The following is a 14,871-nucleotide window of genomic DNA, read 5'->3' on the forward strand; positions in this document are numbered from 1 at the left end:
TTAACTTTGCGCAAGCTGGTTGTCATTGGAAGCATCAATATGGATGTTGTGAGTAATGTAGCGCAGTTTCCCCAGCCGGGGGAAACGATTCACAGCAGGGACGCACAGTTTTTTCCCGGAGGCAAAGGGGCGAATCAGGCTGTGGCCGCAGCCTTGGCAGGTGCCGATTGCAGCATGGTCGGCGCCGTGGGCCTGGATCCTTTTGGAAGCACTTTGGTTGCTTCCTTGGAGGAGCGCGGCGTTGGCGTCTCGTCCGTTCTCACCAAGGCAGGCACATCCGGAATCGCGATCATCACGGTCAACGAAGAAGGCGAGAACTATATCGTGCTCTCGGAAGGAGCCAATGGGCGGCTGACCGAAGAGGATGTTGCCGCCGAAGTGAACTGGGACGGCGTATATGCGGTGCTGCTGCAGAATGAAATTCCGTGGCAGACGACACAGCATGTCATCCGATCGGCCAGCAAGGCAGGCGTTCGCGTCTGGCTGAATCCGGCCCCCGCGCGAACGATTCCGCACGAGGTGTTTCCGCTGCTGGATACATTGATTGTAAACGAAACGGAAGCAAGCGTGGTTAGCGGGCTGAGGGTGGAGGACGCAGCTTCGGCCGAGGCAGCTTCAGCATCGATCATCGGAAGAGGCACCTCCAACGTGATCATCACCCTTGGCGAGTTAGGGTGCTTCTATGGGAATGCGCGCGGAGAGCGTTTTAACGTTCCGGCTTTCCGCGTCAAACCCGTGGATACCACGGCGGCAGGGGATACCTTCATCGGTGCTTATGCGGCAGCTTGCACGGAGGGGCTGGATACGGAAGCAGCGCTGCGGTTTGCGACCGCAGCTGCTGCATTGACGGTGACCCGTCCGGGTGCTCAATCCTCCATACCGGCTAAGGAAGAGATTGTGGCGTTTATGAATACATGAATCATGCTGCTAAAGAGAGGGCGTTTACGGATGCCTTCTCTTTTTGTTGTATAATGCAAGATTCCATGGGAGCTGCCGACATGTTATGCCGAACCCTTTCATATATGTAAGAGTGACGATAATGAATCTATGGAATGGGGGATCTGGCAAATGGCAAAACAAAAAAGAGGCAAATCCTTATGGCACTTACCGACTCGCGCGCGCGGCACATGCCCGGTGTGCAAGAGTACCCGGACCAAACTGTTGTATCCTCGGACCAAATCGGACGGAACTGCCCTGAAAGTGTGCAAGCGCTGCGACGGGGCATCGCAGGAGCGGGTGGATGCGGCTGTGTAAGCAGCTTCCCGATACCAAGGAAGGACTAGAAGTCAGGGATTATTTGGAATATAATAGTTTTATCTAAGCGTGCATAGGCCGGTTTCCTCGTGAAGCGGTCTATGCTTTTTTACACGGATCAAGGTTCTCTGGGGCATACTCGCGCATATTCGGCGGGGTTCGTAAACGTGAGGGACCTGGAGACGACGCGATTACAAGCAAGCTGGGATTCATATCAACCATTCATGGGCGGTGAAGGCATGTTAGAGGAACGGTTAAAGGAATACATAAGGCAGCACAAGCCATTGATGGCGGATTTGGGCATCGTTCGGGATTTAGCCCTGCCGCAATGTTATATTGCCGCGGGTTACATTCGAAATTATGTATGGGACATCCTGCATGGATTAGACGGGACGGACCGGCATACCGATATCGATGTCGTTTACTTCGATCCGGATGATGTGTCCGAAGAACGGGATGCTGCCCTGGAGTTGCACTTAAGGACCTCGACGGCGAACCCGAAATGGTCGGTCAAGAATCAGGCCAGAATGCATGCCAAGAATGGAGACGAGCCCTATCATTCAACCCATGCAGCGCTAACCCATTGGCCGGAGACGGCCACCGCGGTCGGGGCCAGACTGAACGTCGCAGGGGAGCTTGAGCTTTGCTGTCCTTACGGATTGGATGATTTATTCGCGCTTCGGGTTCGAAGAAGTCCTAACTTTGATAAACGGGGCTATTACTTGGAACGGGTACGCAAGAAACAATGGAAGGATCAGTGGCCGCGTTTAGCGATCATCGAGGATTAGATTAGAGTTTGCCGAGTAAGAGATACGATCGGCAAGGATTTAGGCATTCTTATGTGGAATTTGTTAGAAAGCGGCTGATAACGGCAGAAACAAGGGGTTATAACATTGAACATATTCGACCGAGCGCGTGAAAAGGAAAAGTCGTATCACGAGAAATTGTATGAAGAAGCCGTATTGTTTGAACCTGGGAGCTGGTTAGCCAAGCCCGTTCAGACCGTTCTGGATTATTTGGACTTATTGCCGTTTCCGGATCTGCGGGTACTGGATCTGGGATGTGGCGTCGGGCGTAACAGTATCCCGGTTGCGCAGCGGATCCAATCGGGGAACGGGCAGGTCATCTGCGTGGATTTGCTGCCATCGGCTATCGACAAGCTGGTGCAGTATGCCGCGTTGTACGGCGTAAGCTCAAGCATCGAGGCACTTGCAGCAGACGTAGAGCATTACGAAATTGCCGAGGCGACTTATCACTACATTATTACCTGTTCATGCCTGGAGCATTTGAGCTCGGAAGAAGCCTTCGTATGTAAGGTCAAACAAATGCAGGCTGGAACCGTGGACCAGGGCATTCACTGCATCATGATGAGTACGGAAGTGAAGGAAATCGATCGGAAGACTGGTTTGGAGGAAAAGGGGTTAATCGAGTTGAATCTGTCGACCGAAAGGGCCTTTTCCATCCTTGATGAGCTGTATTCGGAATGGGAAATCTTAACGAGGCGGCAGGTGCAGCAGGATATTCAAGAAGTGAAGGAGGGGAGAGACGTTCTTTTCCGAAGTCAATGGATGACCTTCACTGCGAGAAAGGGAGGGGATGGACCATGGTGAAACATACGCATCTCGGCGTTTATGGAATACTGGTTCAGCATGATCATATCCTGTTGATCCAGAAAGCGAGAGGGCCGCATAAGGGGAAGTGGGATTTACCGGGCGGCTCGATCGAGTTCGGCGAAGAGCCGGAGCATACCCTTCAGCGCGAATTTATGGAGGAGACCGGACTTGGTTCAATTAAGGGAAGCATTCGGACGGCCGTCTCTTATACGATCGTGTATCAGTATGAAGCGAATCAGATGGAAGAGCTGCATCATATCGGCATTATTTATGATGTCGAGCTGCTGGATGATCAAGCTAGAATCCAAACGGACGGTGACGGTCAAGACTCCTTGGGAGCCAAATGGATTCCGATTGACACACTGGGATTGCTGCCGTTAACGCCGTTTGTCGAGATGATGATGGAGCCCGAATTAGAGACGAATCCAGAAGCGGGGATCGAAGAATGACGATTATATATTTTGTGAGACATGCGGAATCCCCATTTATCGAGGGGAAGGAACGGTCTCGTGAATTGTCGGCGCAGGGATCTCATGCTGCGGAGCGAGTGAAGGAGATGCTGCTGGATGAAGGGATTGACGCGATCCTGTCGAGCCCTTATCAGCGAGCGAAGGACACGGTCCAACCATTGGCGGACGCTTTAGGATTACCGATTGCGGAGCAGGAGGACTTAAGAGAACGGATGGCCGGCGATTTGCAGGGACATTCCTTCCTTGATGCCAAAAAGAAACTGTTCCAGGATTCGGCCTTCTCCTTCCCCGGAGGAGAATCCGGTAAAGCCGCGCAAAGCCGTGCGATCCGGGCCTTCGAGATAATTTTGAATGCATATGGAGGCAAGCGGGTAGCGATCGGGACGCACGGCGATATCATGACACTCATGCTCCAGCATTATGATGAGCGCTTCGATTATCATTTTTGGCTGGGAACCACATTGCCTGATATTTACCGCGCCGAATTTGAGGAAGGGCGGCTTGTGAACCTCGCGCGGTTATGGAGCGAGCATCAAGAGGAAGGATGATAAAAAGGCCAAGAATCTCGATAGATTCTTGGCCTTTAAGTTTAGTTACTATAAATGCGAGCTTATGTAGACTGCTTCGCTGCTTAAAATTTGAAAATATTGATGGTTTTCTGCAGTCGGAAAACGGCGTTATTCATCGCTTCTGCTTCTTCAGCCATCTTCTGGATCGACGAGATGCCTTCGTTCATGGAGGCCGACACTTGCTCCGTTCCGGCAGCGGATTGCTGCGTGATCGCGGATATATTCTGAATCGCGGAAGAAATGCTCTGCGCGCTATCCAGCATGGACTGGCTTTCCTTGGAGAAAGCGGCGATCTGTTCCGAAATATACTGCACGCTGTTTACGATCTCCATAAACACAAGCTCTGCTTCGCGGATCATCTCGGTCTGCTGCCTGACGACCTCCTCATTGATTTTGATGTTTTGGGACGCGTGTTTGATGTCCGATTCGATGCTCCGAACGAGATTGAATACTTCCCGGGTTGAAGACGTAGATTCTTCGGCCAGTTTACGCACCTCCTGGGCGACAACGGCAAAGCCTGCGCCATGCTCGCCAGCTCTGGCCGCTTCGATGGATGCGTTCAGGGACAACAGGTTGGTCTGATCGGCAAGCTCGGAGATCGTCTCCGTAATCTTCGTGATTCCCCTGGCGCTTTGGGCCAACGCATCGATGGATTCCGAAACCTTGGCTGTCGCTTCAATGTTTCGCTGCATCCCTGCTGACTGTTTGGCTACCGAATCCCTTCCTTGTTCAACCAGTCCCAGCGTTTCGATCGAGCGGGTATTCATTTCCTGAGTCGAATGCGTATAATTGCTGACCTTCTCTTCGATCTCACGGATGGAATGCGTCATTTCGGATACGTCTTCCGAAATTTCGTTGGCGCCGACGGCCAGCTCGTTGGAGGAAAGGGAGACTTGATTCATCACTTGAATAAGCTCCTGGTTTTTAATCGAGATGCTTGAGCTTGACGTCATCACCTGACGGGTGATATCCGAGGTTTCCTGCAATATTTTGCGAAGCTTGTCCACCATGCTGTTGAAGGTTCTGCTCAGATCGTTCATGCCTCCCACCTCCTCCACCTGGAAGGTGAAGTCGCCTTTGGCGATTTTGGCGGAAACGCTGGAGATTTCCGCGAAGGAGTTCGTAAGCGTTTTCTCAATGAGGCGAGAAAGAGGAAAAGTAAGCCCGGTTAGTACCACGACGATGACCACGCCAATGATTGCTTTACCCATCAGAATAAACGCAAGCAGCATGGGTACCGCAAACAAAGCGGCAATGAGATAACAGGCTGCGGTGATTTTTTGAGACATAGGGAGTCTGTTGAACCATGCCATAAGAATGAGTCCTCCTCAACAACATAGGATATATTTACCATGATTATAGCATCGACGGGCTAAACTAGATATAACGAATTGACAAAAAGTGTTGAATTAGGTCGAAAGAACTGAATGTGATGGGAGTGAGGGGAAGCATAGCCATATGCAGATCCCCTCTTGATGCATAGAGATGAAGCCGGATTATTTCACCGCACGAAATAAGACGGAAGCGAGATAATCCGTATTATCCAGAATCATGCGGTCATGCTTGAACAGCGTTTCCCAGAGCGCAGCATCGAACAGGAGTCCTTTATCGCGCTGCTCAAACGCATCCAGATGACGGGTTTGCTCTTCCTTTAATTGCTCGTTGAAGTGGTTGTACTCCAAAAATTCAGCCTGCTTAAAACCGCAAGACAAAAGGGACCCCGCCCATTCTTCCCTCATCATCAGATTAGGAATGCCGAAGAATTCGAGCAGCTCCTTAAGCTTCGGCTCCGGCATCGGCTTATCCAGCAGCAGTTCCCTGTCCAGCAGGACGCCTCCGCGATCCAGAACGCGGTAATATTCGGGCAGCGATTTCGAGGTATCCGTAAATACGGTGACGGACTCGGCCATGATCAGATCAAACCGGTTGTCTTCGAAAGGCAGCGCGCATACATCCGCCTGCAGGAACTCCACGTCCATACCCATGGCTTCGGCTCTTGCGCGGGCTTTTTTGATCATATTTTCGTTCAGGTCAATGGCGGTCACTTGATAACCCATCTCCGAAAGATGACAGGCGGTTCTGCCGGTTCCGCACCCTACCTCCAAAATGCGGCTGCCCGGTTGAATGGGATAATTCTTCAGCATTCTGAGGGTTGCCTCGAATCCTCCCGGGTGGGCACTGCCCATGCCTAATCTGGAGAGCATGTGAATGTAATTCATCTCATCTATCCCTTCTTCCTTATCGTCAATGCGGGTAATCGTTTATTTACCATATGATTCAGGTACGTTTGGGGTTTTCGTTGAATTTAATATTTTGAGCCCTTTTTTGTGGCGGATGAGAGAATTACTGGAGGAAACGGCCATGAGACTGGAACCGACGGAGGCAGCGATACGCGTCATGCAACGAAATTATCCCGACTGCTTGCTTGCCGTACTTGGCGGCAGCGCGAGTAGTGGTGAGTATAATGAACAATCCGATCTGGACATCATCGTCATTGAACGGGACGGATATGACTTCAGCAGGAAGACGATCGAGGCGCATGGCTGGATCGCGGAAATATTCATATTGTCTTTATCCTCCTATCGCGAATATTTCGACGAGGGAGTGCTGGCGGCGAATCCGTCTTTGCAGCGGATGGTCGCCGAAGGTACGGTGCTGCGTTCGTTGCCTGAGGGAGAAGAGGTGCGGGCGGATGCCCGGAATGATTTGAATTACGGCCCCATGCCCTTGTCGTCGAGCGATATTGCCGAATACCGCTACATCCTGACCGAGTTTTTGCTGGACTTGACAAGTCCCCGCAGGGAAGGCGAAAAATGGTTTACTGTACACAAAATAGCGTCGACTCTATGCGAATTCGTTCTGAGGGCAAACCGGGAGTGGACGGGTGAAGGGAAGATGCTGTTTCGTTTATTCAACCGCTATAGCCCAGCTATGGGGGATCGACTGGAGGCAGCGCTTCTGGCGATTTATCGGGAGGACGATCCTGCGGACCTTATTGCAGTGACGGAGGAAGCGCTCAGCCCGTACGGAGGCAGGCTGCTGGTCGGTTATGAGGAATAAATAAGCCCTGCATAAAAAAGAGGGGGGTACATTAGCCGTGACGCTCGCCCGCCATAAGCAATAAGATAATAACGTGATTAACTCACGTCATTCTTTTAAATCCAGGAGGGATCTTCATGAGCGGAGCATACGGCGGCGCATGGGGCAATTCAGTAGGAACTATATTGGTTCTCTTTATCCTGCTCGTAATCATCTTGAGTGCTTGGGTTTAAACACCGTCAAATTCTTGCTTGCAATTGATAAAGGCCCGGCGCGTGCCGGGCCTTTATCTGTTGGAAAGGACCTTAAGTTTTGGCTTTGGGGGATGGGCTGTGGGCCGAAACCACCGCGGTCATGACCAGATGGCTGCTGTCGGATTGAATCGCATGTTGGAACGCGTCTTCGAGTGATCCGAACACCCGGGACAACGCCCCGTCCAATCGGCTGGCGTAATGTACGCTTCCACCGAATGTGCCCGCTGCCTTCGCACGATCCACTTCTGCGTAAATGACATCCATGTAATTGGCGCTACCCATCGGGTAAAGCGCGAATTGGCAGGCCGTTTCGATATCGGCGCGTTCCCCGATATCGTGGTTTAAGCGGGTCGAATCCTCATTCATATACGCATCGGCATCCGTATCGCCTGGGCAGCCGATAGAATAAGTACCGTTAAACACCGTGTGCACGCCGCTAGCCGCGGCATAAGCGAATATTGCTCTCGTCACATCAAACACATGCTCCGCACGGCCGCGAATACAAGTGCTTACATCATCCGTTTGGATCCAGACCTTATCCGAATCCACGGAACGAAGCGCTTCCGTGATCACTTCAACGAACCGATCCGTCATGGGAAATACCGAGAACCGGCAACCCACGATCCGGCTGGTTCCGCATACAAGCTCATTCATAAATTTTTTCCTCCCCATTGTATAAGTCCACGCAAAAAAACCGCACCCCATGAAGAAGTGCAGTTATGCCTACGCAAAGAAATAAACATAAATGCTACACTTCCCCACGCTAGTATGATCTAGATCGGGTGATAAGGGTTAACGGCGGTCCGCCGTCTCTCAGCACATGGCACCCCTAGTACAGCCAAACATCAAATATGCAGTTGGTATCAAGCCGGCTCCAAGAACTTCCGAAGATCAGAAGGCGAAAGGCCTGCTTCCTGTGTTATTGTATCGTTTTGCCGGCAGGTTTTCAATGGCAGGGCACCATAAAAAAGCCGCCTATTCCAATCCTCAGGGCTTGGGTAGGCGGCTTAGGCCGGCTATGGCTTACTTGTATACCTTCACGCGATCTTCAAGCGGCGCAAATTCTTTTTCACCCGGATCTGCAACCGGTTTGCCGAAAGGCATTTGAGCGATCAGCTTCCAGTTTTCCGGAATGTTCCATTCGGACTTCACTTTCTCGTCGATCAACGGGTTGTAATGCTGGAGGGATGCGCCCAGGCCTTCTGCCTCGAGGGACGTCCATACCACGAATTGCAGCATGCCGTTGGATTGGTTCGACCAGACAGGGAAATTGTCGGCATACAGCGCGAACTTTTGCTGCAGGTCGGCAACTACGTTATTGTCCTCGAAGAAGAGAACAGTGCCGTATCCAGCACGGAATGCACCCATTTTTTCAGCTGTGGATTTGAAAGCCTCTTCGTCTCCGACAACCTCTTTCAGAATGCCTTCGGTCAGGTTCCACAGTTTGTCATGCTGTTCGCCAAGCAGTACAACGACGCGTGCGCTTTGGGAGTTGAAAGAAGACGGAGTATATTTAACGGCTTCATTAACAATCTCCTGGATGAGTTCGTCGGAAATGACCGGGTCTTTGCTGATGGCATAATGGGAACGGCGATGCTTAAGTGCTGCTGAAAAATCTTTAGACATTGAAAAAAACCTCCTGATGTAATCATGTTTGCATAAGCCTGATAACAAAGATGTCCTTTAATTCAAGCAAATATGCATGTTGAGTTGAATTGCTGTCGTTGAATTATCATTTCACATTAACTTACGTTTAGTTAGAAATAATAATTATGTTAGCATATTAATATAACTTAGAGGGATTGTCAACGCTTCGAAGGAAAGTTAATTTATATTTTTTATACCCGGTTACTGAGAATTAAATCAGCTTCTACATACGTATGTATTTCGGGAACCGCGAATCCAAGCGGCTCAGCCTCGGTGATATAAAGTTTATCTCTGCGAAACTCCATATTATGAACAAATCATGAACAAATGATACTTGGATGAACAAATTAAATGATTTTGATTCTCAATTATACTTGTCGACTGAGAATGAGAATGATATAATCCATATCAGAACGCAATTGATAATCAATCTCAATGAGAATGGTTGGGGAATTGCTGACTGCCGGAGTTTCGACAGACATACGCATAGAAGGAAGAACCATGAAGATTAGATACTTATTCGCAGCCGTTGTGGTACTCTCCATAATCTCGTTATTTATTGGAGTTAAAGATATCTCGCCACTGGAACTGTTCTCGATGACAGAACAACAACAGCATATTATGCTTGAAAGCCGGATTCCACGGCTTGTCAGCCTCATCTTGGCGGGTGTCAGCATGAGTATCTGCGGATTGATCATGCAGCAGCTCAGCCGCAACAAGTTCGTATCGCCGACGACGGCGGGCACTATGGACTCCGCCAGATTGGGGATCTTGGTTGCCATGCTCGTCTTTACGACAAGCGGCCCGCTTATCAAAATGCTCGTGGCATTCGTATTCGCACTGGCAGGAACCTTTATCTTCATGAAGATACTGGATCGGATCAAGTTCAAGGACGCGATCTTCATCCCGCTGGTAGGGCTTATGTTCGGTAATATCGTCAGCTCGGTCGCGACCTTCTTTGCCTACAAATATGATCTTATACAGAATATGTCGGCTTGGCTGCAGGGCGATTTCTCCATGATCATGAAGGGCCAATATGAAATGCTGTATCTCAGTATCCCGCTTGTGATTCTGGCTTACCTGTTTGCCAACAAGTTTACGGTAGCCGGAATGGGAGAGGAATTCGCAACCAACCTGGGACTTCATTATCGGCGAGTCGTGAACCTGGGATTGGTCATCGTTGCGCTGGTTACGGCTTCCGTTGTGCTGACCGTCGGCGTGATTCCGTTCCTTGGTCTGATCATACCTAATATTGTTAGTCTGTACTTAGGGGACCACTTGAAAAAAAGCCTTTCGCATACCGCGCTGCTGGGGGCCGGGTTCGTACTGTTCTGTGACATCCTTGGCCGGATCATCATTTATCCCTATGAAATTCCGATTAGTCTGACCGTGGGCGTACTCGGAAGCGGTATATTCATTTTCTTACTGATGAGGAGAAAGGCTTATGACTTATAAAGCCAAACTCGGCCTGTTGGCCGCGGCGGCAATCATCCTGGTGGCAGTCTTTCTGTTCATTGATCTTGGCGGCAATTGGGATTACGCCCTTCCAAGACGAATCAAGAAGGTTCTTGCCATTATTCTGACCGGCGGGGCGATCGCTCTGTCTACCACGGTGTTTCAAACGGTCACGAATAACCGGATACTGACGCCAAGCGTGATGGGATTGGATTCCTTGTATATCCTGATCCAGACGACCGTGATCTTTGTCTTCGGCTCCTTCACGCTGTATAAACTGGGCAGCAATGTTAACTTTTTGATCAATGTCGGCGCGATGATCCTGTTCGCCGGGATCCTATATAAGATTTTGTTTCAGAGGGAAGGAAACAACATTTACTTCCTGCTGCTGATCGGCATGATATTTGGAACCCTGTTCTCCAGCATGTCTTCCTTTATGGAAGTGCTGATCGATCCGAACGAGTTCCAGTACGTGTCCGACAAGATGTTTGCCAGCTTCAACAATGTGAAGACCGAGCTTCTCATCCTGTCCGTCATTGTCGTTGCGCTGACCCTGCTGTATTTTGCCCGGTTTGCCAAGTACTTGAACGTGCTGTCGCTGGGTCGTGATCAGGCGATCAACCTTGGCGTAAACTATGATTACGTTGTGAAGAGGCTTCTGATCGTTGTCGCGGTTCTCATTTCGGTGGCCACCGCATTGGTAGGACCGATCACGTTCCTTGGACTGCTTGTGGTGAACGTCGCTTATGAATTCATGAAAACATACCGGCATTCACACTTAATCACGGCGTCCATTCTGATTAGCATTATCGCCTTGGTGGGCGGCCAGCTAGTGGTAGAGCGGGTGTTTACGTTCTCTACTACGCTAAGCGTCATCATCAACTTCATCGGCGGCGTTTACTTCATATACCTGCTACTAAAGGAGAGTAAAGCATGATCCAGGTTACGAACGTATCGAAAGTCTATGGCGGCAAAAAAGTCGTTGATAACGTGTCGGTTACGATCCCGAAAGGTCAAATTACGTCCTTTATCGGCCCGAACGGCGCCGGTAAGAGTACTTTGCTGTCCATGATAAGCAGACTAACGGGCAAGGACAGCGGTCAAATTACGGTGGACGGCAAAGAGGTCAGCCAATGGAAAAGCGGGGACCTGGCGAAGAAGGTTTCGATTCTGAAGCAATCGAACCATATCAGCCTCCGCCTGACGGTGCGCGAGCTTGTATCCTTCGGGCGTTTTCCATACTCCCAAGGCCGATTGAACGCGGAAGACGAGAAATTCGTGGATGAAGCCATCTCCTATATGGAGCTTGAGGATATGCAGCATAAATATCTTCATCAGCTCAGCGGCGGTCAGACCCAGCGTGCTTATATCGCGATGGTCATCGCCCAGAACACGGAGTATATCCTGCTGGATGAACCTCTGAACAATCTGGACATGAAACACTCCGTACAGATTATGAAGATTCTCCGAAAGCTTGTCGCCGACCTGAACAAAACGATCGTGATCGTGATTCATGACATCAACTTCGCTTCCTTCTATTCGGATTACATCGTGGCATTGAAGGACGGAGCGATTGAAAGCGAAGGGAAAACCGAGAACATCATTCAGAGCAATGTTCTTCGGGGCATCTACGACATGGACATCGAGATCGAAGAGATTAACGACAATCGGGTGTGCGTATACTACGGTTAATCGATAAGCGGGATTCGAAAATATGATATGGACTCCGGGAGATGCTGATGAAGCGTGCGAGCTTCACTCCCTGCACAAGGACTAGGCCGCCTTGGTCAAAGGACGGCATGGTTTCTTCTGTCCAAATTGAATTACATATTCAACCATAAATTCAAATATATGTTGAATCATAAAGATTTTAAATATAAAAAATGGGGTGTTAGGAATGAAAAAATGGTTGGCTTTATTTATGGTAGCAATGTTCACGCTTGTGCTCGCGGCTTGTGGGCAGGACGATAAAACTAGCGGTGCGGGTGGAGGCGACGCTGCGGGAGAAACGCCGCCTTCGTCCGAAGAAATCACGATTACCCATAAGCTGGGCGAAACGCCTGTCAAGAAAAATCCTTCCCGCGTCGTCGTATTCGATTTTGGCATTCTGGATTCCGTGGATAAATTGGGCGTTGAGGTTTTGGGCGTTCCGCAAGCGAATATCCCGGCATACCTGTCCAAATTCGAAGACAAGAAATATGAGAATGTGGGCAGCCTGAAAGAGCCTGACTTTGAGAAAATCAACAGCATCGATCCGGATCTGATCATTATTTCCGGCAGACAGCAGGATGCATACGAGGAACTCAGCAAAATTGCCCCGACGATCTTCCTGGGCGTGGACACAAGCAAATACATGGAATCCTTCAAAGAGAACATGAATACGCTGGGTCAAATTTTCGGTAAAGAAGCCGAAGTTGAAAAAGAGCTTGCCACGATCGACGAAAACATCAAGGCTTTGAACGAGAAAGCTACTGCAACCGGCAAGAAAGCCCTGATCATTCTGGCGAACGAAGGCAAAATCAGCGCATACGGCCCAGGCTCCCGTTTCGGCATTCTGCATGACGTGTTCGGTTTCGGTGCCGTCGATCCTAACATTGAAGTCAGCACGCATGGTAAAGATATTTCGAATGAATACATCGTTGAGATGAACCCGGATTATCTCTTTGTTGTGGACCGCGGTGCAGCGGTAGCCACGGGTGAAGGAGAATCAGGCGCCAAAGCGGTTGTCGAGAACGAACTTGTCAACACAACCAATGCCGCGAAAGAGGGCAACATCGTGTATTTGAACCCTGACTTCTGGTATCTGTCCGGCGGCGGATTGACATCCGTATCCGAAATGATCACGGAAGTAGACGCAGCCGTTAAATAGGCGGGCGCTAAGCTATGAATATGGAAGCACTGGAGTTTCTTGACGAAGCTCCGGTGTTTTATTTTTTTGCATTAGGGTAAGTGGATATCGGATAACAGACCCTAACGTTAAATAGATGTTAGTCAATCATGATATCGAATAATCGCAGCTTAGAAGAATCGATTAGGAGGTCATTCTTATGTTTCAAAATCAAATCTATATCGCGGGAAAATGGATTCAGACCGAGGAGCAGATGGATGTATATAACCCGGCGGACGGCACGGTTATCGGTACCGTATCCAAAGGCGGAATGAAGGAAGCCCGGCTTGCCGTCGATGCGGCCGCCGATGCTTTTCCGGCATGGTCCCGCAGAACGGCGAACGAGCGGGGAGAGCTGCTGCGCCGCTGGCATGAGCTGATCGCGGAACATACGGACGAATTGGCAAGGATTATGACCACGGAGCAGGGGAAACCGCTGAAGGAAGCGGCGGGCGAGATTCAATATGCCAACAGTTTCGTGGCATGGTACGCGGAAGAAGGCAAGCGAATCTACGGCGAGACCATCCCCGGATCATCCAGCCGCCAGCGCATCATTGTCACGAAGCAGCCTGTTGGCGTCGTTGCCGCCATCACGCCATGGAATTTCCCGGCCTCCATGATTACACGTAAGGTAGCGCCGGCCTTGGCGGCGGGGTGCACCGTGGTGATCAAACCATCCGGCGAGACGCCGTTCACGGCGATCAAGCTGGTGGAGCTAGCGGATCAAGCCGGCATTCCAGCCGGGGTCATTAACATCGTAACCGGGTCTTCAAGCGACATTTCCGGCGTGTGGCAAGAGGACAGCCGGGTTAGAAAGCTGTCTTTTACGGGATCCACCGAAGTAGGGAAACAGCTGATGGCCGGCGCGTCGGCCAACGTCAAGAAAATATCGTTGGAGCTTGGCGGCCATGCCCCGTTTATCGTGACCGATCAGGCGGACCTGGATCAAGCGGCTGCGGGATTGATTTCTTCCAAGTTCCGCAACGGGGGACAGACCTGCGTATGTGCCAACCGGGTTTATGTTCAGGCAGGGATCGCGGAGAAATTCGCTGCGAAGTTTACTGAGCTTGTCAAGCAATTGAAGGTGGGCAGCGGAATGGAGAAGGGGGTCGATATCGGTCCCTTGATTAATCGGGAAGCCGTGGATAAAGTCGCACGACAGATCAAGGATGCGAAAGAGAAAGGCGGCATCGTCTTGGCAGGCGGTCAAGCCCTGCCCGAGCTCGGCCGCAATTATGTGGAGCCCACGGTCATCATGAACGCTACGGACGACATGGAGTGCATGAACGAGGAGACCTTCGGCCCCCTTGCGCCGATTACCACTTTCGAAACGATAAACGAAGCAGTGCAGCGTGCCAATAACAGTCCGTATGGCTTGGCCGCCTATGTATTTACGCAAAATCTGGGTGAAGCGGTACGCATTGCCGAATCGTTGGATTACGGGATTGTAGGCGTGAATGATCCGGTGCCTTCGACAGCGCAAGCGCCGTTCGGCGGCTTTAAGGAGAGCGGGCTCGGCCGGGAAGGCGGACATTACGGAATGGAGGAGTTCCTGGAGGTAAAATACATTTCGCTTGGATTATAAGAGTGGAACCCGGCATCTTCACGCTCCCAGTGATAGCGCAAGCGGAAAGAAGCCTCTGACAGGGAAGCGGCAGCTTACTGCGCTGCATGAACAGAACG

Annotated in this window: 17 protein-coding genes and 1 riboswitch; of the genes, 13 read left to right on the top strand and 4 right to left on the bottom strand. The window is 50.6% G+C overall.

What is annotated here, in order from left to right; translation table 11 throughout:
- Positions 1 to 6: 6 nt before the first annotated feature.
- The 6 genes from rbsK (at position 7) to JNUCC32_RS04365 (ending at position 3,885) form a co-directional block, all read left to right on the top strand.
- Positions 7 to 918: a ribokinase gene (gene rbsK / locus JNUCC32_RS04340; RefSeq protein WP_096776766.1), complete on the top strand. Its 912-nt coding sequence runs from the start codon at positions 7 to 9 to the stop codon at positions 916 to 918.
- Between the two features lie 150 nt (positions 919 to 1,068).
- On the top strand, positions 1,069 to 1,254 hold the full coding sequence (locus JNUCC32_RS04345; RefSeq protein ID WP_081746334.1) for a hypothetical protein: 186 nt from the start codon (positions 1,069 to 1,071) through the stop codon (positions 1,252 to 1,254).
- A gap of 239 nt (positions 1,255 to 1,493) precedes the next feature.
- A complete protein-coding gene (locus JNUCC32_RS04350; RefSeq protein ID WP_096776843.1) occupies positions 1,494 to 2,042 on the top strand; it encodes a nucleotidyltransferase family protein in 549 nt (182 codons plus the stop codon).
- 105 nt (positions 2,043 to 2,147) lie between these two features.
- The gene (locus JNUCC32_RS04355) at positions 2,148 to 2,864 is read left to right on the top strand and encodes a class I SAM-dependent methyltransferase (protein ID WP_192571224.1); all 717 of its coding nucleotides are present in this window, start codon (positions 2,148 to 2,150) and stop codon (positions 2,862 to 2,864) included.
- The gene (locus JNUCC32_RS04360) at positions 2,858 to 3,316 is read left to right on the top strand and encodes an NUDIX hydrolase (protein WP_096776764.1); all 459 of its coding nucleotides are present in this window, start codon (positions 2,858 to 2,860) and stop codon (positions 3,314 to 3,316) included. Before JNUCC32_RS04355 ends, JNUCC32_RS04360 begins: the two co-directional genes overlap by 7 nt.
- On the top strand, positions 3,313 to 3,885 hold the full coding sequence (locus JNUCC32_RS04365; protein ID WP_096776763.1) for a histidine phosphatase family protein: 573 nt from the start codon (positions 3,313 to 3,315) through the stop codon (positions 3,883 to 3,885). The genes JNUCC32_RS04360 and JNUCC32_RS04365 overlap by 4 nt, the downstream gene beginning before the upstream one ends.
- 83 nt (positions 3,886 to 3,968) lie before the next feature.
- Here JNUCC32_RS04365 and JNUCC32_RS04370 read toward each other — a convergent pair whose 3' ends face one another.
- Both JNUCC32_RS04370 and JNUCC32_RS04375 read right to left on the bottom strand, forming a co-directional pair.
- The gene (locus tag JNUCC32_RS04370) at positions 3,969 to 5,219 is read right to left on the bottom strand and encodes a methyl-accepting chemotaxis protein (protein ID WP_015736427.1); all 1,251 of its coding nucleotides are present in this window, start codon (positions 5,217 to 5,219) and stop codon (positions 3,969 to 3,971) included.
- Positions 5,220 to 5,402: 183 nt separating this feature from the next.
- A complete protein-coding gene (locus tag JNUCC32_RS04375) occupies positions 5,403 to 6,125 on the bottom strand; it encodes a class I SAM-dependent methyltransferase (protein ID WP_096776762.1) in 723 nt (240 codons plus the stop codon).
- Positions 6,126 to 6,267: 142 nt separating this feature from the next.
- Here JNUCC32_RS04375 and JNUCC32_RS04380 point away from each other — a divergent pair, with 142 nt between their 5' ends.
- Positions 6,268 to 6,966, top strand: coding sequence for a nucleotidyltransferase domain-containing protein (locus JNUCC32_RS04380; RefSeq protein ID WP_192571225.1), 699 nt, complete (start codon positions 6,268 to 6,270; stop codon positions 6,964 to 6,966).
- Positions 6,967 to 7,082: 116 nt separating this feature from the next.
- Entirely contained in the window at positions 7,083 to 7,178 is a 96-nt protein-coding gene (locus tag JNUCC32_RS04385; RefSeq protein WP_015736424.1) for a hypothetical protein, read from the top strand.
- 72 nt (positions 7,179 to 7,250) lie between these two features.
- Here JNUCC32_RS04385 and JNUCC32_RS04390 read toward each other — a convergent pair whose 3' ends face one another.
- Complete coding sequence (locus tag JNUCC32_RS04390) at positions 7,251 to 7,853, bottom strand: YkoF family thiamine/hydroxymethylpyrimidine-binding protein (RefSeq protein WP_192571226.1); 603 nt, start codon at positions 7,851 to 7,853, stop codon at positions 7,251 to 7,253.
- A gap of 84 nt (positions 7,854 to 7,937) precedes the next feature.
- Positions 7,938 to 8,040, bottom strand: a riboswitch (TPP riboswitch).
- Between the two features lie 182 nt (positions 8,041 to 8,222).
- Positions 8,223 to 8,825: a nitroreductase family protein gene (locus JNUCC32_RS04395; RefSeq protein ID WP_192571227.1), complete on the bottom strand. Its 603-nt coding sequence runs from the start codon at positions 8,823 to 8,825 to the stop codon at positions 8,223 to 8,225.
- A 522-nt stretch (positions 8,826 to 9,347) separates the two neighbouring features.
- On the opposite strand from JNUCC32_RS04395, the gene JNUCC32_RS04400 reads away from it, so the two are divergent.
- From JNUCC32_RS04400 to JNUCC32_RS04420, 5 genes are all read left to right on the top strand, one after another.
- Positions 9,348 to 10,301, top strand: coding sequence for an ABC transporter permease (locus tag JNUCC32_RS04400; protein WP_192571228.1), 954 nt, complete (start codon positions 9,348 to 9,350; stop codon positions 10,299 to 10,301).
- The gene (locus JNUCC32_RS04405) at positions 10,291 to 11,238 is read left to right on the top strand and encodes an iron chelate uptake ABC transporter family permease subunit (protein ID WP_009589942.1); all 948 of its coding nucleotides are present in this window, start codon (positions 10,291 to 10,293) and stop codon (positions 11,236 to 11,238) included. The genes JNUCC32_RS04400 and JNUCC32_RS04405 overlap by 11 nt, the downstream gene beginning before the upstream one ends.
- Positions 11,235 to 11,993 carry an iron ABC transporter ATP-binding protein gene (locus tag JNUCC32_RS04410; RefSeq protein ID WP_009589818.1) on the top strand — a complete coding sequence of 253 codons (759 nt, stop codon included), beginning with the start codon at positions 11,235 to 11,237 and terminating at the stop codon, positions 11,991 to 11,993. The genes JNUCC32_RS04405 and JNUCC32_RS04410 overlap by 4 nt, the downstream gene beginning before the upstream one ends.
- Positions 11,994 to 12,198: 205 nt before the next feature.
- Complete coding sequence (locus JNUCC32_RS04415; RefSeq protein ID WP_096776758.1) at positions 12,199 to 13,170, top strand: siderophore ABC transporter substrate-binding protein; 972 nt, start codon at positions 12,199 to 12,201, stop codon at positions 13,168 to 13,170.
- Positions 13,171 to 13,348: 178 nt separating this feature from the next.
- Positions 13,349 to 14,773 (top strand): NAD-dependent succinate-semialdehyde dehydrogenase, encoded by a 1,425-nt coding sequence (locus tag JNUCC32_RS04420; RefSeq protein ID WP_192571229.1) that lies wholly within the window; start codon positions 13,349 to 13,351, stop codon positions 14,771 to 14,773.
- The last annotated feature ends 98 nt before the right edge of the window (positions 14,774 to 14,871 follow it).

Origin of the sequence: Paenibacillus sp. JNUCC32 (assembly GCF_014863545.1) — a bacterium.
Classification (GTDB): domain Bacteria; phylum Bacillota; class Bacilli; order Paenibacillales; family Paenibacillaceae; genus Paenibacillus_AQ; species Paenibacillus_AQ lautus_A.

Bases quoted from the DNA above. Each gene is read 5' to 3' on its own strand.
- JNUCC32_RS04410 (WP_009589818.1), top strand. From the start codon at position 11,235: ATGATCCAGGTTACGAACGTATCGAAAGTCTATGGCGGCAAAAAAGTC.
- JNUCC32_RS04385 (WP_015736424.1), top strand. From the start codon at position 7,083: ATGAGCGGAGCATACGGCGGCGCATGGGGCAATTCAGTAGGAACTATA.
- JNUCC32_RS04370 (WP_015736427.1), bottom strand. From the start codon at position 5,219: ATGGCATGGTTCAACAGACTCCCTATGTCTCAAAAAATCACCGCAGCC.
- JNUCC32_RS04380 (WP_192571225.1), top strand. From the start codon at position 6,268: ATGAGACTGGAACCGACGGAGGCAGCGATACGCGTCATGCAACGAAAT.
- JNUCC32_RS04345 (WP_081746334.1), top strand. From the start codon at position 1,069: ATGGCAAAACAAAAAAGAGGCAAATCCTTATGGCACTTACCGACTCGC.
- JNUCC32_RS04395 (WP_192571227.1), bottom strand. From the start codon at position 8,825: ATGTCTAAAGATTTTTCAGCAGCACTTAAGCATCGCCGTTCCCATTAT.
- JNUCC32_RS04360 (WP_096776764.1), top strand. From the start codon at position 2,858: ATGGTGAAACATACGCATCTCGGCGTTTATGGAATACTGGTTCAGCAT.
- JNUCC32_RS04365 (WP_096776763.1), top strand. From the start codon at position 3,313: ATGACGATTATATATTTTGTGAGACATGCGGAATCCCCATTTATCGAG.
- JNUCC32_RS04415 (WP_096776758.1), top strand. From the start codon at position 12,199: ATGAAAAAATGGTTGGCTTTATTTATGGTAGCAATGTTCACGCTTGTG.
- JNUCC32_RS04375 (WP_096776762.1), bottom strand. From the start codon at position 6,125: ATGAATTACATTCACATGCTCTCCAGATTAGGCATGGGCAGTGCCCAC.
- JNUCC32_RS04400 (WP_192571228.1), top strand. From the start codon at position 9,348: ATGAAGATTAGATACTTATTCGCAGCCGTTGTGGTACTCTCCATAATC.
- JNUCC32_RS04405 (WP_009589942.1), top strand. From the start codon at position 10,291: ATGACTTATAAAGCCAAACTCGGCCTGTTGGCCGCGGCGGCAATCATC.
- JNUCC32_RS04390 (WP_192571226.1), bottom strand. From the start codon at position 7,853: ATGAATGAGCTTGTATGCGGAACCAGCCGGATCGTGGGTTGCCGGTTC.
- JNUCC32_RS04350 (WP_096776843.1), top strand. From the start codon at position 1,494: ATGTTAGAGGAACGGTTAAAGGAATACATAAGGCAGCACAAGCCATTG.
- JNUCC32_RS04420 (WP_192571229.1), top strand. From the start codon at position 13,349: ATGTTTCAAAATCAAATCTATATCGCGGGAAAATGGATTCAGACCGAG.